Annotated in this window: 15 protein-coding genes; 8 read left to right on the top strand and 7 right to left on the bottom strand. The window is 72.6% G+C overall.

The window, feature by feature from the left end:
* The first annotated feature begins 18 nt into the window (after nucleotides 1-18).
* Nucleotides 19-1,125 (top strand): NAD(P)H-dependent flavin oxidoreductase, encoded by a 1,107-nt coding sequence (locus Nocox_RS06610; protein ID WP_026213969.1) that lies wholly within the window; start codon nucleotides 19-21, stop codon nucleotides 1,123-1,125.
* Nucleotides 1,126-1,194: 69 nt separating this feature from the next.
* Here Nocox_RS06610 and Nocox_RS06615 read toward each other — a convergent pair whose 3' ends face one another.
* From Nocox_RS06615 to Nocox_RS06625, 3 genes are read right to left on the bottom strand one after another with little or no spacing between them, the layout of a single operon-like run.
* Nucleotides 1,195-1,617: a type II toxin-antitoxin system VapC family toxin gene (locus Nocox_RS06615; RefSeq protein ID WP_020541454.1), complete on the bottom strand. Its 423-nt coding sequence runs from the start codon at nucleotides 1,615-1,617 to the stop codon at nucleotides 1,195-1,197.
* The gene (locus tag Nocox_RS06620; RefSeq protein WP_020541455.1) at nucleotides 1,614-1,850 is read right to left on the bottom strand and encodes a hypothetical protein; all 237 of its coding nucleotides are present in this window, start codon (nucleotides 1,848-1,850) and stop codon (nucleotides 1,614-1,616) included. The genes Nocox_RS06615 and Nocox_RS06620 overlap by 4 nt, the downstream gene beginning before the upstream one ends.
* A gap of 58 nt (nucleotides 1,851-1,908) precedes the next feature.
* Nucleotides 1,909-2,718, bottom strand: a complete 810-nt coding sequence (locus Nocox_RS06625; protein ID WP_020541456.1) for a crotonase/enoyl-CoA hydratase family protein — start codon at nucleotides 2,716-2,718, stop codon at nucleotides 1,909-1,911.
* Nucleotides 2,719-2,830: 112 nt separating this feature from the next.
* Between Nocox_RS06625 and Nocox_RS06630 the strand changes: the two genes are divergently transcribed.
* The 5 genes from Nocox_RS06630 to Nocox_RS06650 are packed head-to-tail and all read left to right on the top strand — an operon-like array spanning nucleotide 2,831 to nucleotide 8,998.
* A complete protein-coding gene (locus tag Nocox_RS06630; protein WP_020541457.1) occupies nucleotides 2,831-4,381 on the top strand; it encodes an acyl-CoA synthetase in 1,551 nt (516 codons plus the stop codon).
* Nucleotides 4,371-5,270, top strand: a complete 900-nt coding sequence (locus Nocox_RS06635) for a Zn-ribbon domain-containing OB-fold protein (protein ID WP_026213971.1) — start codon at nucleotides 4,371-4,373, stop codon at nucleotides 5,268-5,270. The genes Nocox_RS06630 and Nocox_RS06635 overlap by 11 nt, the downstream gene beginning before the upstream one ends.
* Nucleotides 5,267-6,262, top strand: a complete 996-nt coding sequence (locus tag Nocox_RS06640) for a lipid-transfer protein (RefSeq protein WP_020541459.1) — start codon at nucleotides 5,267-5,269, stop codon at nucleotides 6,260-6,262. Before Nocox_RS06635 ends, Nocox_RS06640 begins: the two co-directional genes overlap by 4 nt.
* Nucleotide 6,263: 1 nt before the next feature.
* Nucleotides 6,264-7,412 (top strand): thiolase domain-containing protein, encoded by a 1,149-nt coding sequence (locus Nocox_RS06645; RefSeq protein WP_020541460.1) that lies wholly within the window; start codon nucleotides 6,264-6,266, stop codon nucleotides 7,410-7,412.
* On the top strand, nucleotides 7,412-8,998 hold the full coding sequence (locus Nocox_RS06650; protein ID WP_020541461.1) for an acyl-CoA synthetase: 1,587 nt from the start codon (nucleotides 7,412-7,414) through the stop codon (nucleotides 8,996-8,998). Before Nocox_RS06645 ends, Nocox_RS06650 begins: the two co-directional genes overlap by 1 nt.
* A gap of 10 nt (nucleotides 8,999-9,008) precedes the next feature.
* On the opposite strand, the gene Nocox_RS06655 is transcribed toward Nocox_RS06650, so the two are convergent.
* Both Nocox_RS06655 and Nocox_RS06660 read right to left on the bottom strand, forming a co-directional pair.
* Entirely contained in the window at nucleotides 9,009-9,635 is a 627-nt protein-coding gene (locus Nocox_RS06655; protein WP_020541462.1) for a LysE family translocator, read from the bottom strand.
* A 21-nt stretch (nucleotides 9,636-9,656) separates the two neighbouring features.
* Entirely contained in the window at nucleotides 9,657-10,520 is an 864-nt protein-coding gene (locus Nocox_RS06660) for a LysR family transcriptional regulator (RefSeq protein WP_020541463.1), read from the bottom strand.
* A 110-nt stretch (nucleotides 10,521-10,630) separates the two neighbouring features.
* On the opposite strand from Nocox_RS06660, the gene Nocox_RS06665 reads away from it, so the two are divergent.
* Nucleotides 10,631-11,161 carry a cysteine dioxygenase family protein gene (locus Nocox_RS06665; RefSeq protein WP_020541464.1) on the top strand — a complete coding sequence of 177 codons (531 nt, stop codon included), beginning with the start codon at nucleotides 10,631-10,633 and terminating at the stop codon, nucleotides 11,159-11,161.
* Nucleotides 11,162-11,170: 9 nt separating this feature from the next.
* Here the strand turns inward: Nocox_RS06665 and Nocox_RS06670 are convergent, their stop codons facing one another.
* Complete coding sequence (locus Nocox_RS06670; protein WP_020541465.1) at nucleotides 11,171-11,812, bottom strand: class I SAM-dependent methyltransferase family protein; 642 nt, start codon at nucleotides 11,810-11,812, stop codon at nucleotides 11,171-11,173.
* Between the two features lie 51 nt (nucleotides 11,813-11,863).
* Between Nocox_RS06670 and Nocox_RS06675 the strand changes: the two genes are divergently transcribed.
* Nucleotides 11,864-12,331: an NUDIX domain-containing protein gene (locus Nocox_RS06675; protein WP_026213972.1), complete on the top strand. Its 468-nt coding sequence runs from the start codon at nucleotides 11,864-11,866 to the stop codon at nucleotides 12,329-12,331.
* A 5-nt stretch (nucleotides 12,332-12,336) separates the two neighbouring features.
* Here Nocox_RS06675 and Nocox_RS06680 read toward each other — a convergent pair whose 3' ends face one another.
* On the bottom strand, nucleotides 12,337-13,677 hold the full coding sequence (locus tag Nocox_RS06680) for a M20/M25/M40 family metallo-hydrolase (RefSeq protein ID WP_020541467.1): 1,341 nt from the start codon (nucleotides 13,675-13,677) through the stop codon (nucleotides 12,337-12,339).
* Nucleotides 13,678-13,895: the final 218 nt, after the last annotated feature.

Here is a 13,895-nt window from a genome sequence, read left to right on the forward strand (position 1 = left end):
CGGACGTATTGTCAGGCCATGCGGACACGTGTCACGGACATGTTCGGAATCGAGCTCCCGATCTTCGCGTTCAGCCACTGCAGGGACGTGGTCGCCGCCGTCAGCCGCGCGGGCGGCATGGGGGTGCTCGGGGCGCTCTACTTCACTCCTGAAGAGCTCGAGATGGAGCTCAAGTGGATCGACGACCACGTGGACGGCCGGCCCTACGGCGTGGACGTCGTCATGCCGGCCTCGTACGAGGGGGCCGACTTCGCCCCCGAGGAGCTGGTCGGCCGCCTCCAGGGGATGATCCCCGAGGGGCACCGCGCGTTCGTCGAGAACCTGCTGGCCGAGCACGGCGTGCCGCCGCTCTCCTCGGACGCCGACGCCGGGCGGGTGCTGCTCGGCTGGACGGACGCCACGGCCCGCCCGCAGGTCGAGGTCGCCCTCCGCCACCCCATCGCGCTGCTCGCCAACGCCCTCGGCCCGCCGCCGGCCGACGTCGTCGAGCTGGCCCACTCCCGCGGCGTCAAGGTGGCGGCCCTCGCCTCCACCCCCCGGCACGCGCTCAAGCAGGTCGAGGTCGGCGTGGACGTCGTCGTCGCCCAGGGCACCGAGGCGGGCGGGCACACCGGCGAGATCTCCACCATGGTCCTCATCCCGCAGGTGGTGGACGCCGTGGACGTGCCGGTGCTGGCCGCGGGCGGCATCGGCAACGGCCGTCAGATGGCCGCCGGCATGGCGCTCGGCGCGGAGGGCGTGTGGACCGGCTCCCTCTGGCTCACCGTCGAGGAGGCCGACACCCCGGAGATGGCCAAGCGCCGCATCCTGGAGGCCACCTCACGCGACACCGTCCGCTCCCGGAGCTGGACCGGAAAACCCGCCCGCCTGCTCAGGAACGAGTGGACCGAGGCGTGGGAGTCCGAGGAGTCGCCGGGCACGCTGCCGATGCCCCTGCAGTTCATGCTGGTCTCGGACGCCCTGCGCCGCATCGGCCGCTCCGACGCCTCCGAACTGGCCACCTTCCCCGCCGGCCAGATCATCGGCCTCATGAACCAGGTCCGCTCCACCAAGGACGTGATCTTCAACCTGATGACGGAGTACGGCGAGGCCCTGGACCGCCTGGAACGCATCACGGAGGACTGAGCCCGGCTCGGGCGGCGGTTACGCGCCGGGCCGCCGCCCCGCCCGCAAGCGCATCTTGCGACTGGTCTCCTACCTGGGCAACAGGGTGAGGGCGGGGGTGTGGATCGGACGGACGACGGAGAAGTCGCGGACGTCGATCGTCATCACTTCGGTGACCCGCAGGCGCTCCGCCACGGCCACCACCGAGGCGTCGGCCGCGCCCAGGGGAAGGTCGTGGTATCGCTCGACGAGGACCGCGATTCTCGAAAGATCGGACTTCGTGAGGTCGACGAGCCGGAACCAGCCGGACTCGATCAGCCGCAGGAACGCCGCCTCCGCCTTCGCGCCACCGAGCCTGCCGATCATGTAGCAGCTCTCGCCGGCGACGAAGCTGGGGACGAGCAAGGGCCGATCGGCGTTGCGTAGGCGCCTGAACTCCTGTACGCAGCGCTCGTGGTTCTTGTCGTCCCGGAAGGTCGCGGCCACGATCGGGCCGGTGTCGACTACGATCACGCTTCGTGACCGTAGCCCTCCCCGAGGATTTCTTCCACCTGTTCTGAGGCGTCGCTCCGGCCGGCTTCGTAAGCGCCGAAGAGCGCGGGCATGCCGTCGTGACCGAGCTCCGGCTCCTTGGAGCCCGGGTGGACGAGCCGGAGGAGTCGCGCACGCTCTTCACGCACCTGGTCGGGCCGGAGCTGGTCGACCAGGCGGTGAAGATCTTCGTACTCTTCCTGCAGTGCCGTCATGCTGTCGATTCTACGGTGCGTTCTCTTGAAACAAGAGGGCGGTCAGCCGGCGTCTCGTTCAGTGGCCCTGGTAGTGGGGCGGGCGTTTTTCGCGGAAGGCGCGGGTGCCTTCCTTGGCGTCCTCGGAGCCGATCACCGGCCAGCCGAGGTCGTCGGAGACCTTCAGGGCCTCCGGCTCCGGCAGGCCGAGGGTGTCGCGGTAGGTGCGGAGGATCGCCTGGACGGCGAGGGGGCCGGAGGCGGCGACGTCGTCGGCCAGCTCGCGGGCCACGGCGAGCGCCTGGCCGTCCGGGACCACCCGGTTGACCAGGCCCATGGCCAGTGCCTCGGCCGCGGTGACGGCGCGGCCGGTCAGGAGGAGGTCCATCGCGTGGCAGTACGGGATCTGCCGCGGCAGCCGGACGGCGCTGCCGCCCATGGGGAACAGCGCGCGCTTGGCCTCGAACAGCCCCAGCGTGGCGGACTCGGCCACGACCCGCAGGTCCGTGCCCACCAGCAGCTCGGTGCCGCCGGCGACCGCGTAGCCCTCGACGGCGCAGATGACCGGCTTGGTGGGCAGGTCCTCGCGCAGCAGGCCCTTCCAGTGGAAGTTCGGGATCCTGGCGGCCCGGGCCTGGACGTCGGGGTCCGTGGAGGGCTGGCCCATGGCCTTGAGGTCGGCGCCGGCGCAGAAGGTGCCCTCCGCGCCGGTCAGGATCGCCACCCGGACGTCCGGCTCGGCGCTCGCGTACGCCCAGGCCGAGGCGAGGCCGATCAGCATGTCCGAGGAGAGCGCGTTGCGGGCCTCGGGCCGGTTCATGGTGACGACGAGGACGTGCCCGTCGCGTTCGACCCGGCAGTGGGGGGTGCTGATCGGCAGGAGCTCCACGATGCCTCCGAGGTCTCGTATCAAGCGCTTGCTACGCACTTCGCCCCAGGATACGCTCCCACCAGCAAACGAGAACAGGTTCCACTTTTTTCGTCGGCTGCGAGGAGCGCACATGGGCACGCTCGGTTTCTGGAGGCTCGCGCAGGCGGACCCCGGCTGGATCGCCGCGGTGGACCCCGACGGGACGGAACACCGCGCCGGCGACCTCCTGGCCCGGGCCAACCGCCTCGTCCACGGCCTGCGCGACGACCTCGGGCTCCAGCCCGGCGACGGCGTCTGCGGCCTGGCGCCGAACGGCGCGGACGGCCTGGTGCTGTACCTGGCCGCGCTCCAGGCCGGCTGGTACTACACGCCCGTCAACTGGCACCTCACCGGGCCGGAGATCGCCTACATCGTCTCCGACAGCGAGGCCAAGGCGTTCTTCGTCCACCCGCGCTTCGTCGAGGAGGGCACGCGGGCCGCCGAGGCCATCGCGCCCGAGCGCCGTTTCGTCATGGGGGAGGGGGCGGACGGGTTCCGGCCGATGCGCGAGCTGACCGACGGCCGTCCAGGAACCGCGCCCCCTGACCGCACCGCCGGCCTGACCATGCACTACACCTCCGGCACCACGGGCAAGCCGAAGGGTGTCCGCCGCCCGCTGAGCGGCCTGGACCCGGACGACTCCGCCGAGCTGATGACGTTCCTGCTGGGGCTGTTCGGCGTCACCCCGGGACGCCCCAACGCGCACCTGGTCACCTCGCCGAGCTACCACACCGCCGTCACCCAGTTCGGCGGCACCGCCCTGCACATGGGCCACACGCTCGTCTACATGGACCGCTTCGACGCCGAGGAACTGCTGCGCCTGTGCGAGCGGCACCGCGTCACCAGCTCCCACATGGTGCCGACGCACTTCAAGCGGCTGCTCGCCCTGCCTGAGGAGACGCGGCGCGCGTACGACCTGTCCTCGCTCCGCTGGATGATCCACGCCGCCGCCCCCTGTCCCGTCCCGGTGAAATGGGCGATGTTGGAGTGGTGGGGCGACTGCGTGTACGAGTACTACGCGGCCACCGAGGGCGGCGGCACCCTCGCCACCCCCGAGGGCTGGAAGGCGCACCCGGGCACGGTCGGCACGGCCTGGCCCATCAGCGAGCTGCTCATCGTGGACGAGCAGGGCGAGCCGGTCCCGGCCCGCACCCCGGGCACGATCTACATGAAGATGCTCGGCGCCTCGTTCGAGTACAAGGGCGACCCGGACAAGACCGCCGCCAACCGCCTCAAGGACTTCTTCACCGTCGGCGACATCGGCTACCTCGATGAGGACGGCTTCCTCTTCCTCTGCGACCGCAAGGCCGACATGATCATCTCGGGCGGCGCGAACATCTACCCCGCCGAGATCGAGAACGAGCTCATGATCCACCCCAAGGTCGCGGACGTGGCCGTGTTCGGCATCCCGGACGAGGAGTGGGGCGAGCAGATCAAGGCCGTCGTCGAGCCCGCGCCCGGGGCCGAGCCGGGCCCCGCGCTCGCCGCCGAGCTGCTGGCCTCCCTGGAGGGCCGGCTGGCCCGCATGAAGTGGCCGAGAACGGTCGACTTCATCGCCGAGATGCCCCGCGAACCGAACGGCAAGCTGCTCAAACGCAAGCTCCGCGACCCGTACTGGGAGGGACACGACCGTGCCATCTGATCCGCTGGTCGCTCAGCACGTCCTGGAGTTCCCCGGCGGTTACACCCGCTCGACCGGTCCGGTGGTCGGCCGCTTCCTCACCGAGCTGCGCGAGCGCCGCATCGTCGGCGTGCGCACGGGCGAGGGCCGCGTGCTGGTGCCGCCCCTGGAGTACGACCCCGCCACCGGCGACCCCGTCACCGACGAGTACGTCGAGGTCGGCCCGGCCGGCACGGTCACCACCTGGACGTGGGTGGGGGAGCCGCTCGGCGCCCACCCGGTGGACGTCCCCTTCGCCTGGGCGCTGATCGCGCTCGACGGCGCGGACACGGCGCTCGTGCACGCCGTCGTCCCCGAGCACCCCAAGGCGATGCGGACCGGGATGCGCGTCCGGCCGGTGTGGCGGGAGCGGCCCACCGGTCACATCACCGACATCCGGCACTTCGCCCCCGAGGTCACGAGGATCGTCTCCCCGGTGCGGGCGGAGTACCGGCTGCGGGCGGGCGGCTCGCTGGGGGTGTTCCTGGCGGGCGTGGAGCGCGGCGTGCTGCTCGGCGGGCGCTGCGAGCGGTGCGCGAAGGTGTACGTGCCGTACCGGACGTTCTGCCCCGAGTGCGGAGGCCCCATCCCGGACACCCTCGAACTGCCCGACACCGGGACGATCACCACGTTCGCCATCAACAACCTGCCCGACCCGCGGGCGCCCGAGGTGCCCTTCGTGTCGGCGTACATCCTGCTCGACGGGGCCGACCTCCCGATGATCGCGCTGGTCGCCGGCGTGCCCGCGCACGAGGTGCGGCAGGGCATGCGGGTGCGGGCCGTGTGGGTGCCCGAGAGCGAGCGCACGGCGTCCATGGCGAACATCCGCTGGTTCGCCCCCACCGGCGAGCCCGACGTGGAGCTGTCATGAGAGACGTTGCGATCGTCGCGTTCGCGCAGACGCGGCACACCGGCCACGACACCGGGCTCAGCGAGCCCGAGCTGATCCTGCCCGTCATCAACGAGGTCAAGGAGCGCACCGGGCTCACCCGGTTCGGCTTCACCTGCTCCGGGAGCTGCGACTACCTGGCGGGCGCGCCGTTCTCGTTCGTCTCGGCCCTCGACGCGCTGGCCGCCTGGCCGCCGATCTCCGAGAGCCACGTCGAGATGGACGCCGCCTGGGCGCTGTACGAGGCATGGGTGCGCCTCCAGCACGGCGACATCGACTCGGCCCTCGTGTACGGGTTCGGCAAGACCTCGCTCGGCGACCTGCGCACCATCATGACGTTGCAGCTCGACCCGTACTATCTGGCGCCGCTCGGCCTCGACCAGCTCTCCTACGCCGGGCTCCAGGCCGCCGCCCTCGGCGCGGAGCGCGAGGAGCTGGACGAGATCGTGCGCCGCAGCCGGGCGGACGGGCGGGCGAACCCGTACGCGCTGGACCTGCCCGATCCCGAAGGGGACGGCCTCGTGGCCCCGCCCGTCACGGACGGCGCGGCGGCGGTCGTGCTGGCCGCCGGCGACCTCGCGGGCCGCCTCACCTCCAGCCCCGCCTACATCAGGGGCCTCGCCCACCGCATCGAGCCCCACTACCTGGGGATGCGGGACCTCGCCCGGTCGGTCTCCGCGGCCGACGCCGCACGAGCCGCGGGGGTCGGCAAGGGCCCCGTCGAGGTGGCCGAGCTGCACGCCCAGTTCGCGCACGAGGAGATCATCCTGCGCGAGGCGCTGGAGCTGACCGGCGACACCGTCGTCAACCCCTCCGGCGGCCCGCTCGCCGCCAACCCCGTCATGGCCACCGGCCTCATCCGCATCGGCGAGGCCGCGGCGCGCATCCTCGACGGCCGCAACCACCGGACCGTCGCGCACGCCGCCGGCGGCCCCTGCCTGCAGCACAACCTCGTCACCGTCCTGGAGGGCTGAGATGGGCAACCGCTGTGCGGTCATCGGCGTCGGGCAGACGCACTACACGACCCGCCGCCACGACGTCTCGATCGCCGGGCTGGTGCGCGAGGCCGCGGTGCGGGCCCTGGAGGACGCCGGGCTCACGTTCAAGGACATCGACGCCGTCGTCATCGGCAAGGCGCCGGACCTGTTCGAGGGCGTGATGATGCCGGAGGCGTACCTGGCCGACGCGCTCGGCGCGGCCGGCAAGCCGGTGACGCGGGTCCACACCGCGGGCAGCGTCGGCGGCTCCACCGCGCTCGTCGGCGCCTCGCTCATCCAGGGCGGCGTGCACGAGCGGGTACTGGTCGTGGCCTTCGAGAAGCAGTCGGAGTCCAACGCCACCTGGGCGCTGTCCACGCACCTGCCGTTCAGCGCCTCGCTCGTGGTCGGGGCGGGCGGCTACTTCGCGCCGCACATCCGCGAGTACATGCGCAGGACCGGCGCGCCCGGCCACATCGGCACGCTCGTCGCCGTCAAGGACCGGCTCAACGCGCTGAAGAACCCGTACGCGCACCTCAAGATCCCCGGCATCGACCAGAAGATGGTCGAGTCCACGCCGATGCTCTGGGAGCCGATCCGCTACCTGGAGACCTGCCCGTCCAGCGACGGCGCCTGCGCCATGGTGCTCGCCGCCGAGTCGGCCGTCACCGGCACGCCCGCCTGGGTGCACGGCACCGCCATGCGCTCCGAGCCGATCTTCCGCGCCGACCGCGACACTGTCAGCCCGCAGGCGGGCAAGGACTGCGCCGCCGACGTCTACCGGCAGGCCGGCGTCACCGACCCGCGACGACAGCTCGACGTGGCCGAGGTCTACGTGCCCTTCTCCTGGTACGAGCCCATGTGGCTGGAGAACCTCGGCTTCTGCGCCGAGGGGGAGGGCTGGAAGCTCACCGAGTCGGGCGCGACCGCCCTCGACGGCGACATCCCCTGGAACGCCTCCGGCGGGGTGCTGTCCAGCAACCCGATCGGCGCGTCCGGGCTCATCAGGTTCGCCGAGGCCGCCCAGCAGGTGCGCGGCCGGGCCGGCGAGCACCAGGTGGACGGCGCCCGCACCGCGCTCGGCCACGCCTACGGCGGCGGCGCCCAGTTCTTCGCCATGTGGATCGTCGGACGGGAGAAACTCTGATGGAGTTCAACCACGCGGACCTGTTCGAAGGGCTGGCGGACGCGATCCCCGACCGCGTCGCGATGATCTGCGACGCCGACCGCCGCACCTACGCCGAGCTGGACGCCGAGGCCAACCGGCTCGCCCACTACCTCGACGGCCTCGGCGTCCGCGCCGGCGAGCACGTGGGGCTCCAGCTCTACAACGGGCTGCCGTACGTCGCCGGGATGCTGGCCGCGCTGAAGCTCAGGGCCGTGCCGATCAACGTCAACTACCGCTACGTCGAGTCCGAGCTGCTCTACCTCTACCGGGACTCCGACATCCGGGCGCTGGTCTACGACGTCGAGTTCGAGCCGCGCGTCGCCGCCGTCGCGGGCGAGGCGCCGCTGCTGGAGCACCTGATCGCGGTCGGCGGGCCGCCGTCGATCGGCTCGGCGGTGACGTACGAGGCCGCGCTGGAACGCGGCAAGCCGGAACGCGGCTTCCCGCCGCGCTCCGGCCAGGACGTGTACATCATCTACACCGGCGGCACCACCGGCATGCCCAAGGGCGCGATGTGGCGGGTCGAGGACCTGTTCTTCGGCTTCGGCGGCGGCAACCCGGGCGGCGAGCCGCGGGCCACCCCTCAGGAGGTCATCGACGCGGCGGTCAAGGCCGGGCCGATGACGATGATGGCCGTGCCGCCGCTCATGCACGGGGCGGCGCAGATGGCCACGTTCATCACCTGGTGCATGGGCGGGACCATGGTGTACGTCCGCAAGTTCGACCCCGACGAGGTGTGGCGGGCCGTCGAGCGCGAGCGGGTGCTGACCGTGAACATCACCGGCGACGCCATGGCCAGGCCGCTCGCCGAGGCGCTGGCCGCGGGCTCGTACGACGTGTCGTCGCTGTTCGTGGTCAGCTCGACGGGCGCCATCCTGTCGGGCGCGGTCCGCGACCGCCTCCAGGAGCTCCTGCCGAACGTCATGATCCTCGACAACTTCGGCTCCACCGAGTCCGGCTACACCGCCTCCGCCGTCGCCGGGTCCTCGCCCGAGAAGGGCCTGCGTTACCAGCCGAACGCGGTGGTCCGGCTGGCCGTGCTGGACGACGCGGGCCGTCCGGTCGAGCCCGGCTCCGGCGCGCTCGGCACCGTCGCGAGGTCGGGGCGGGTCGCGTTCGGCTACTACAACGACCCCGGGAAGACCGCCCGCACGTTCGTCACCGACGAGCAGGGCACCCGCTGGCTGCTCACCGGCGACCTCGCCACCGTCGATCCCGACGGCACGGTCAACGTGTTCGGGCGCGGCTCGCAGTGCGTCAACACCGGCGGCGAGAAGGTGTTCCCCGAGGAGGTCGAGGCGGTGCTCAAGGGCCATCCCGGCGTGTTCGACGCGGTGGTGACCGGGGTGCCTGACGAGCGCTGGGGCAACCGGGTGGCGGCGGTCGTCGAGCCGCGGCCGGGGGCGGAGCTCACGGCGGCGGAGCTGGACGCGCACTGCCGCACGCGGCTGTCGGGGTACAAGGTGCCGCGCTCGTACGCCTTCGTGGACCGGATGGTCCGCTCGCCGGCCGGGAAGGCGGACTACCGGTGGGCGCGGGAGATCGTCGAGGCAGGCGAAGCCTGAGCCCCGGCCCTCACGCCTTCTCGGTCGTGAGCCAGGCCGCCAGCCCGAGGTAGACGAGCCCGCTGCCCACCTCCAGCCGGCGCTGTACCCGCGCGGAGGCCCGCAGCCGCCCGGCCAGGGCCGAGGCGAGCATCGCGTAGGTGCCGTCGGAGGCCATGCCGAGCACGATCCACAGCAGCCCGAGCAGGAGGATCTGCGGCCCGATGGGCGCGGCGGCGGTGGTGAACTGCGGCAGGAACGCCAGGAAGAAGATCGCCGTCTTCGGGTTGAGCACGTTGACCACGACCCCCTCCCAGAACAGCCGCCGCTTCGACTGCACCCGCAGCTCCACGGCCTCCTCGCCGCCGCCCCCGCGCCGGACGAGGTTGCGCACGCCGAGCCAGACGAGGTAGGCGACGCCGCCCCACTTGACCACGGTGTAGGCGGTGGCGGAGGCGGCCAGCAGCGCGCTGAGCCCGAGCGCCGCCGCGGCCACGTGCACGACCGATCCGGCGTGCACGCCCAGCACGGAGATCAGCCCCGCGCTCCGGCCCTGGGCGACGGTGCGGGTGACGATGTAGAGGACCGCGGGCCCCGGCACCACGAGCAGACCGAGCGTGAACGCGCAGAACAGCGCGAGAGTGGGGAGGTCAGGCATACGAGCATCGTAAGAAGGGTGTCAAAGACTTTTCCGCAGCGCGTGGAGCAGCGCCTCGGTGGGCGGCGGGTGGGGCGGCTCGCCGTGGACGGCGGCGTAGACGTGCCGGGTCGAGCCGGGGATCTCGGCGACCTCGACGCCCGGATGCCGGTGGGCGCGCAGGGCGAGGCCGGGCAGCATGGTGAGGCCGAGACCGGAGGCCACCAGCGCCTGGACGGCCACGATGTCGTCGCTGGTGAACGAGACGCGCGGGGCGAAGCCCGCCCTGGCGCACACGTCGAGGAGGTGGCTGCGGCAGCGGTCGCAGCCGGCGATCCAGGAGGCGTCGGCGTGCGCCGCCAGGTCGCCGTCCACGGGGCGGTCGGCGACCAGGTAGCTGGGGTCGTCCATGAGCGGGATCATGGTGAGGCCGCGTTCCTCGGGGGCGGTGTCGTCGTAGCGGAAGATCACGGCCACGTCGGCGCGGCCGGCGCGCAGCAGCCGCAGCGCCTGCGGCGGCTCCGCCTCGGTGAGGTCGAGCCGGAGGCCGGGATGGCCGGTCTTGAGGGCCGTGACGGCCCGCGGGACGAACGTCCCGAGCGAGGAGGGGAAGGCGGTCAGCCGCACCCGGCCGGAGCGCAGGCCCACGTGGGCGGCCAGTTCCTCGGCGGCGTCGTCGAGCCGGCCGACGATCTCGGCGGCGCGCTCGGCGAGCAGCCACCCGGCCTCGGTCAGCCTGATGCCCCGGCCCACGCGCTGCACCAGCCGGGCCCCGGTCTCGGCCTCCAGCCGGGCCAGGTGGTGGCTCACCGACGGCTGGGAGTAGTGCAGCTCCTTGGCGGCGGCGGTGACCGAGCCCTTGCGGGCGACCGCGAGGAGGACGCGCAGGCGGACGACATCGAGCATTCATCAACCATATCTATGGATGAGCCAGAAGACTTCTGTTGGACCTATCGATACGGGCCGTAGCACTGTGGAGACGGAAGGACCACCGTCCGCTCTCCCGAAGGACAACCATGGACGTCGCCGCCACTCCAGTCGCCAGGCCCGGCCTGGAACCGCTCGTCAGCGGCATCTCCGCCGTCGTGGCCCGGGGCCTGGACCTCAGGCACACCGCGTACGCCGCCGCCGGCGTGCTGCGCGAGCGCCTGCCCGGCCCCGGCCTGCTCACGCCGGAGGAGCGGGCGGGCAGGCCCGACACGTACGCCTCCCACCTGCTCCACGCCGAGGAGGGCTTCTCGATCGTCGGCGTCGTGTGGCGGCCCGGCCAGGTCACCGTGATCCACGACCACGTGTCCTGGTGCGCGTTCGGCGTCCTGAGCGGCATCGAGCACGAGACCCTCTACGGGGACATGGGCGACCACCTGCGCGAGCTCGGCCGGACCGGCAACCGGCCGGGCGAGGTCAGCGGCTTCGCGCCGCCCGGCGACATCCACAAGGTGGTCAACACCAGCTCCGAGGTCGGCGTCTCCGTGCACGTGTACGGGACCGACCTGCGGCGGCTCGGCAGCAGCGTCCGCCGCGTCTACGACCTCCCGGTGCGGTGATGCGCAACTTCATCTGCGCAGCCGGTCACGACCGAGGAAACCGAACATGCGCTCCCCGGCCGCCGGCGGCCGCGGGCTCCCGGTGAAGCGGTGCGCGCCGACCCCGAACCCGGCGTCCGGCGGCGACACCCACTCCAGGGCGAAGCCGTTCTCCTCGAACCACGTCCGCATCCGCGGCACCAGGTCGGGCTCCTCGCGGTGCCGGGTCCAGACGACCGTGCCGCCCTGCGCGCACAACTGGGGGAAGAAGCCGATGGTCCGCCGGACGTCGTCGTCGCTGATGTTGCCGAAGAGGCCGCAGGCGAGGACGAGGTCCGCCGGGGCCAGGTCCGCGTACCGATCGACCAGGGAGGCGTCCCCTTCGACCACCTCGACCTGGCCGAGCCCGGCGGCCGCGGCGGCGCTCCGCGCGAGGTCGCAGTTGGCGGGGTCCAGCTCCACCAGCCGCGCCCGTACGTCGTCGCGCCGGGGGTGCTGCGCCAGCACGGGAACGAGGTCGCGTCCCTGGCCCGCGCACATGCTGACCACCCGCAGCGGCCCGGCGGGCGCCGTGTCCAGCGCCGCCCTGACGCGCTCCTGGACCACCGCCAGCCGCCGCGCGAGCGGTGAACCCGGCCGGTCGTACTCGTCGTGCCACCCGCTCCAGTCCATGACGCGACACTATGTCGCACAAGACCGTCGAGAGAGAAGGAAAGGAGCGCGGTGACACGGCTTCTCGCCCGCGTGTGGAGGATGCTGGGCGGCCGGCTGCGGTGGCGGCTGGTGTGGCTCACGCACGCCACGTTCATGGTCGGCGTCACCGGCCTGGTACGGGACGGCGAGGGGCGGCTGCTCGTGCTGCGCCACCGGCTGTGGCCGGAGAGCCGCCCGTGGGGCTTCCCCACGGGCTACGCCAGGCGGGGGGAGACGTTCGAGGAGACCGTCCGGCGCGAGGTGCGCGAGGAGACCGGCCTGGACGTGCGCGTGGGCCGGCTGCTCCGGGTGCGCAGCGGCTACGCCCTCCGCGCCGAGGTCGCCTACGAGGCCGTCCTGACGGGCGGCACGCTGAGGCTCGACCCCCTGGAGATCCTGGAGGCCCGCTGGTGCGACCCCGGCGACCTCCCGGAGGGCCTCCAGCCCGCCCACACGGAGCTGCTGGCGGAGAATCCCTCCGGGTCGTCAGGCGGCTGAGGAGGTCAGGCCGAGCCGAGCTCCTGCAGGAACAGGGCCTCGGCGGTGGCGACCTTGCGCAGCTCCTCCAGGTCGACCCGCTCGTTGGGGGCGTGGCAGCCGGCGTCCTCGTCCTCGGCGCCGAACAGCAGGATCTCCGCCGCGGGGAACTGCTTGAGCAGCGTGTTCACCAGCGGGATGGAGCCGCCCGCGCCGACGTCGCGCGGCGGGCGGCCGAAGGCGCGCTCCATGGCCCGGTTGAGCGCGGCGCGGGCGGCGCCGCCCGAGTCGGCCTGGAAGCCGGAGCCCACGGTGAAGTCGCCGAAGCCCACCTGCACGCCCCACGGGGTCACCTGGCGCAGGAACTCGACGACGGCGTTCACGGTCGTCTTCGGGTCGCCGGCCGGCGGGACGCGGACCGTCACGCGGGCCCGCGCCGCCGGCTGCACCGCGTTGATCGCCTGCGCCACCGTCGGCACGTCGAGGCCGGTGACGGTGATGGCGTAGGACGACCACAGGCGGTCGGCGAGGGAGCCGGAGCCGACGAGGGACGCCCCGTCGAGCACCCCCGCCGTCTTCCTGAACTCCTCCTCCGACGGCCCCTGGCCGAGGAACGAGCCCCGCGGCAGCCCGGGGACGCGGATGTCGCCGTTGTCGTCGTGCAGCGCGGTCAGCATCCGCATGAGGGCGGCCAGCGCGTCGGGGGCGGCGCCGCCGGCCGAGCCGCTGTGGACGGGCTCGCGCAGCGTGCGGACCTCGACGGTGAAGGCGGCCATGCCGCGGAGCGAGGTCGTCACGGCCGGGTCGCCGACGCGCGGGTTGCCGGTGTCGGCGACCACGATGGCGTCGGCGCGCAGCAGTTCGGGGTTGCGCTCGACGAACGCCTCCAGGCGCTCGCCCGCGTACTCCTCCTGGCCCTCGACGATGACCTTGATCCCGACCGGGAACCGGCCGCGGAACGCGCGCAGGGCGGCGACGTGCGACATCACGCCGGACTTGTCGTCGGCGGTGCCGCGGCCGTAGAGGCGGCCGTCGATGAGGGTCGGCTCGAACGGGGGAGTGCGCCAGGCGGCCGGGTCGCCGGCGGGCTGCACGTCGTAGTGCGCGTACAGCAGCACGGTGGGGGCGCCGGGCGGGGCGGGGGCCTCGGCGTAGACGGCGGGGAAGCTGCCCTCGACGGCGACCTGCTGCACGCGCGGCAGGCCGGTCGAGCGGAGGAGTTCCTCCGTCACCGCGGCGGCGGCGAGCACGGGCTCCTCCGGGTGCCCGGGGAACGCGACGGAGGGGATGGCGGCCAGCCGCTTGAGGTCCTCCACGGTCTGGGGCATCGCGGCGGCGACGGCGCTCTCGATCTGGTCTGGAGTCACTGGGAGGCTCCCCCGGGGGTTGTTCTTCGTCGAAGCTGGACAGTTTGCGTCTCATTGGATCACATCCGCCCGCCTAGCTGGGACGCACCCTCGTAAATGGGGCGAAACGGACACGCTTCCGCGCGTTAATCTACATGCGGATTTCGTTGCCGTTACATGGTGATGATGCGGATCCCGATTTTCCTGCACACTGCTACGACCGATTCGCTTGGCAAACG

The organism is Nonomuraea coxensis DSM 45129, assembly GCF_019397265.1.
Taxonomy (GTDB): Bacteria; Actinomycetota; Actinomycetes; order Streptosporangiales; family Streptosporangiaceae; genus Nonomuraea; species Nonomuraea coxensis.

Excerpts from the sequence above, each read along its gene's own strand:
- Nocox_RS06610 (WP_026213969.1), top strand. The coding sequence starts at position 19 with ATGCGGACACGTGTCACGGACATGTTCGGAATCGAGCTCCCGATCTTC.
- Nocox_RS06620 (WP_020541455.1), bottom strand. The coding sequence starts at position 1,850 with ATGACGGCACTGCAGGAAGAGTACGAAGATCTTCACCGCCTGGTCGAC.
- Nocox_RS06630 (WP_020541457.1), top strand. The coding sequence starts at position 2,831 with ATGGGCACGCTCGGTTTCTGGAGGCTCGCGCAGGCGGACCCCGGCTGG.
- Nocox_RS06640 (WP_020541459.1), top strand. The coding sequence starts at position 5,267 with ATGAGAGACGTTGCGATCGTCGCGTTCGCGCAGACGCGGCACACCGGC.
- Nocox_RS06645 (WP_020541460.1), top strand. The coding sequence starts at position 6,264 with ATGGGCAACCGCTGTGCGGTCATCGGCGTCGGGCAGACGCACTACACG.
- Nocox_RS06650 (WP_020541461.1), top strand. The coding sequence starts at position 7,412 with ATGGAGTTCAACCACGCGGACCTGTTCGAAGGGCTGGCGGACGCGATC.
- Nocox_RS06655 (WP_020541462.1), bottom strand. The coding sequence starts at position 9,635 with ATGCCTGACCTCCCCACTCTCGCGCTGTTCTGCGCGTTCACGCTCGGT.
- Nocox_RS06660 (WP_020541463.1), bottom strand. The coding sequence starts at position 10,520 with ATGCTCGATGTCGTCCGCCTGCGCGTCCTCCTCGCGGTCGCCCGCAAG.
- Nocox_RS06665 (WP_020541464.1), top strand. The coding sequence starts at position 10,631 with ATGGACGTCGCCGCCACTCCAGTCGCCAGGCCCGGCCTGGAACCGCTC.
- Nocox_RS06670 (WP_020541465.1), bottom strand. The coding sequence starts at position 11,812 with ATGGACTGGAGCGGGTGGCACGACGAGTACGACCGGCCGGGTTCACCG.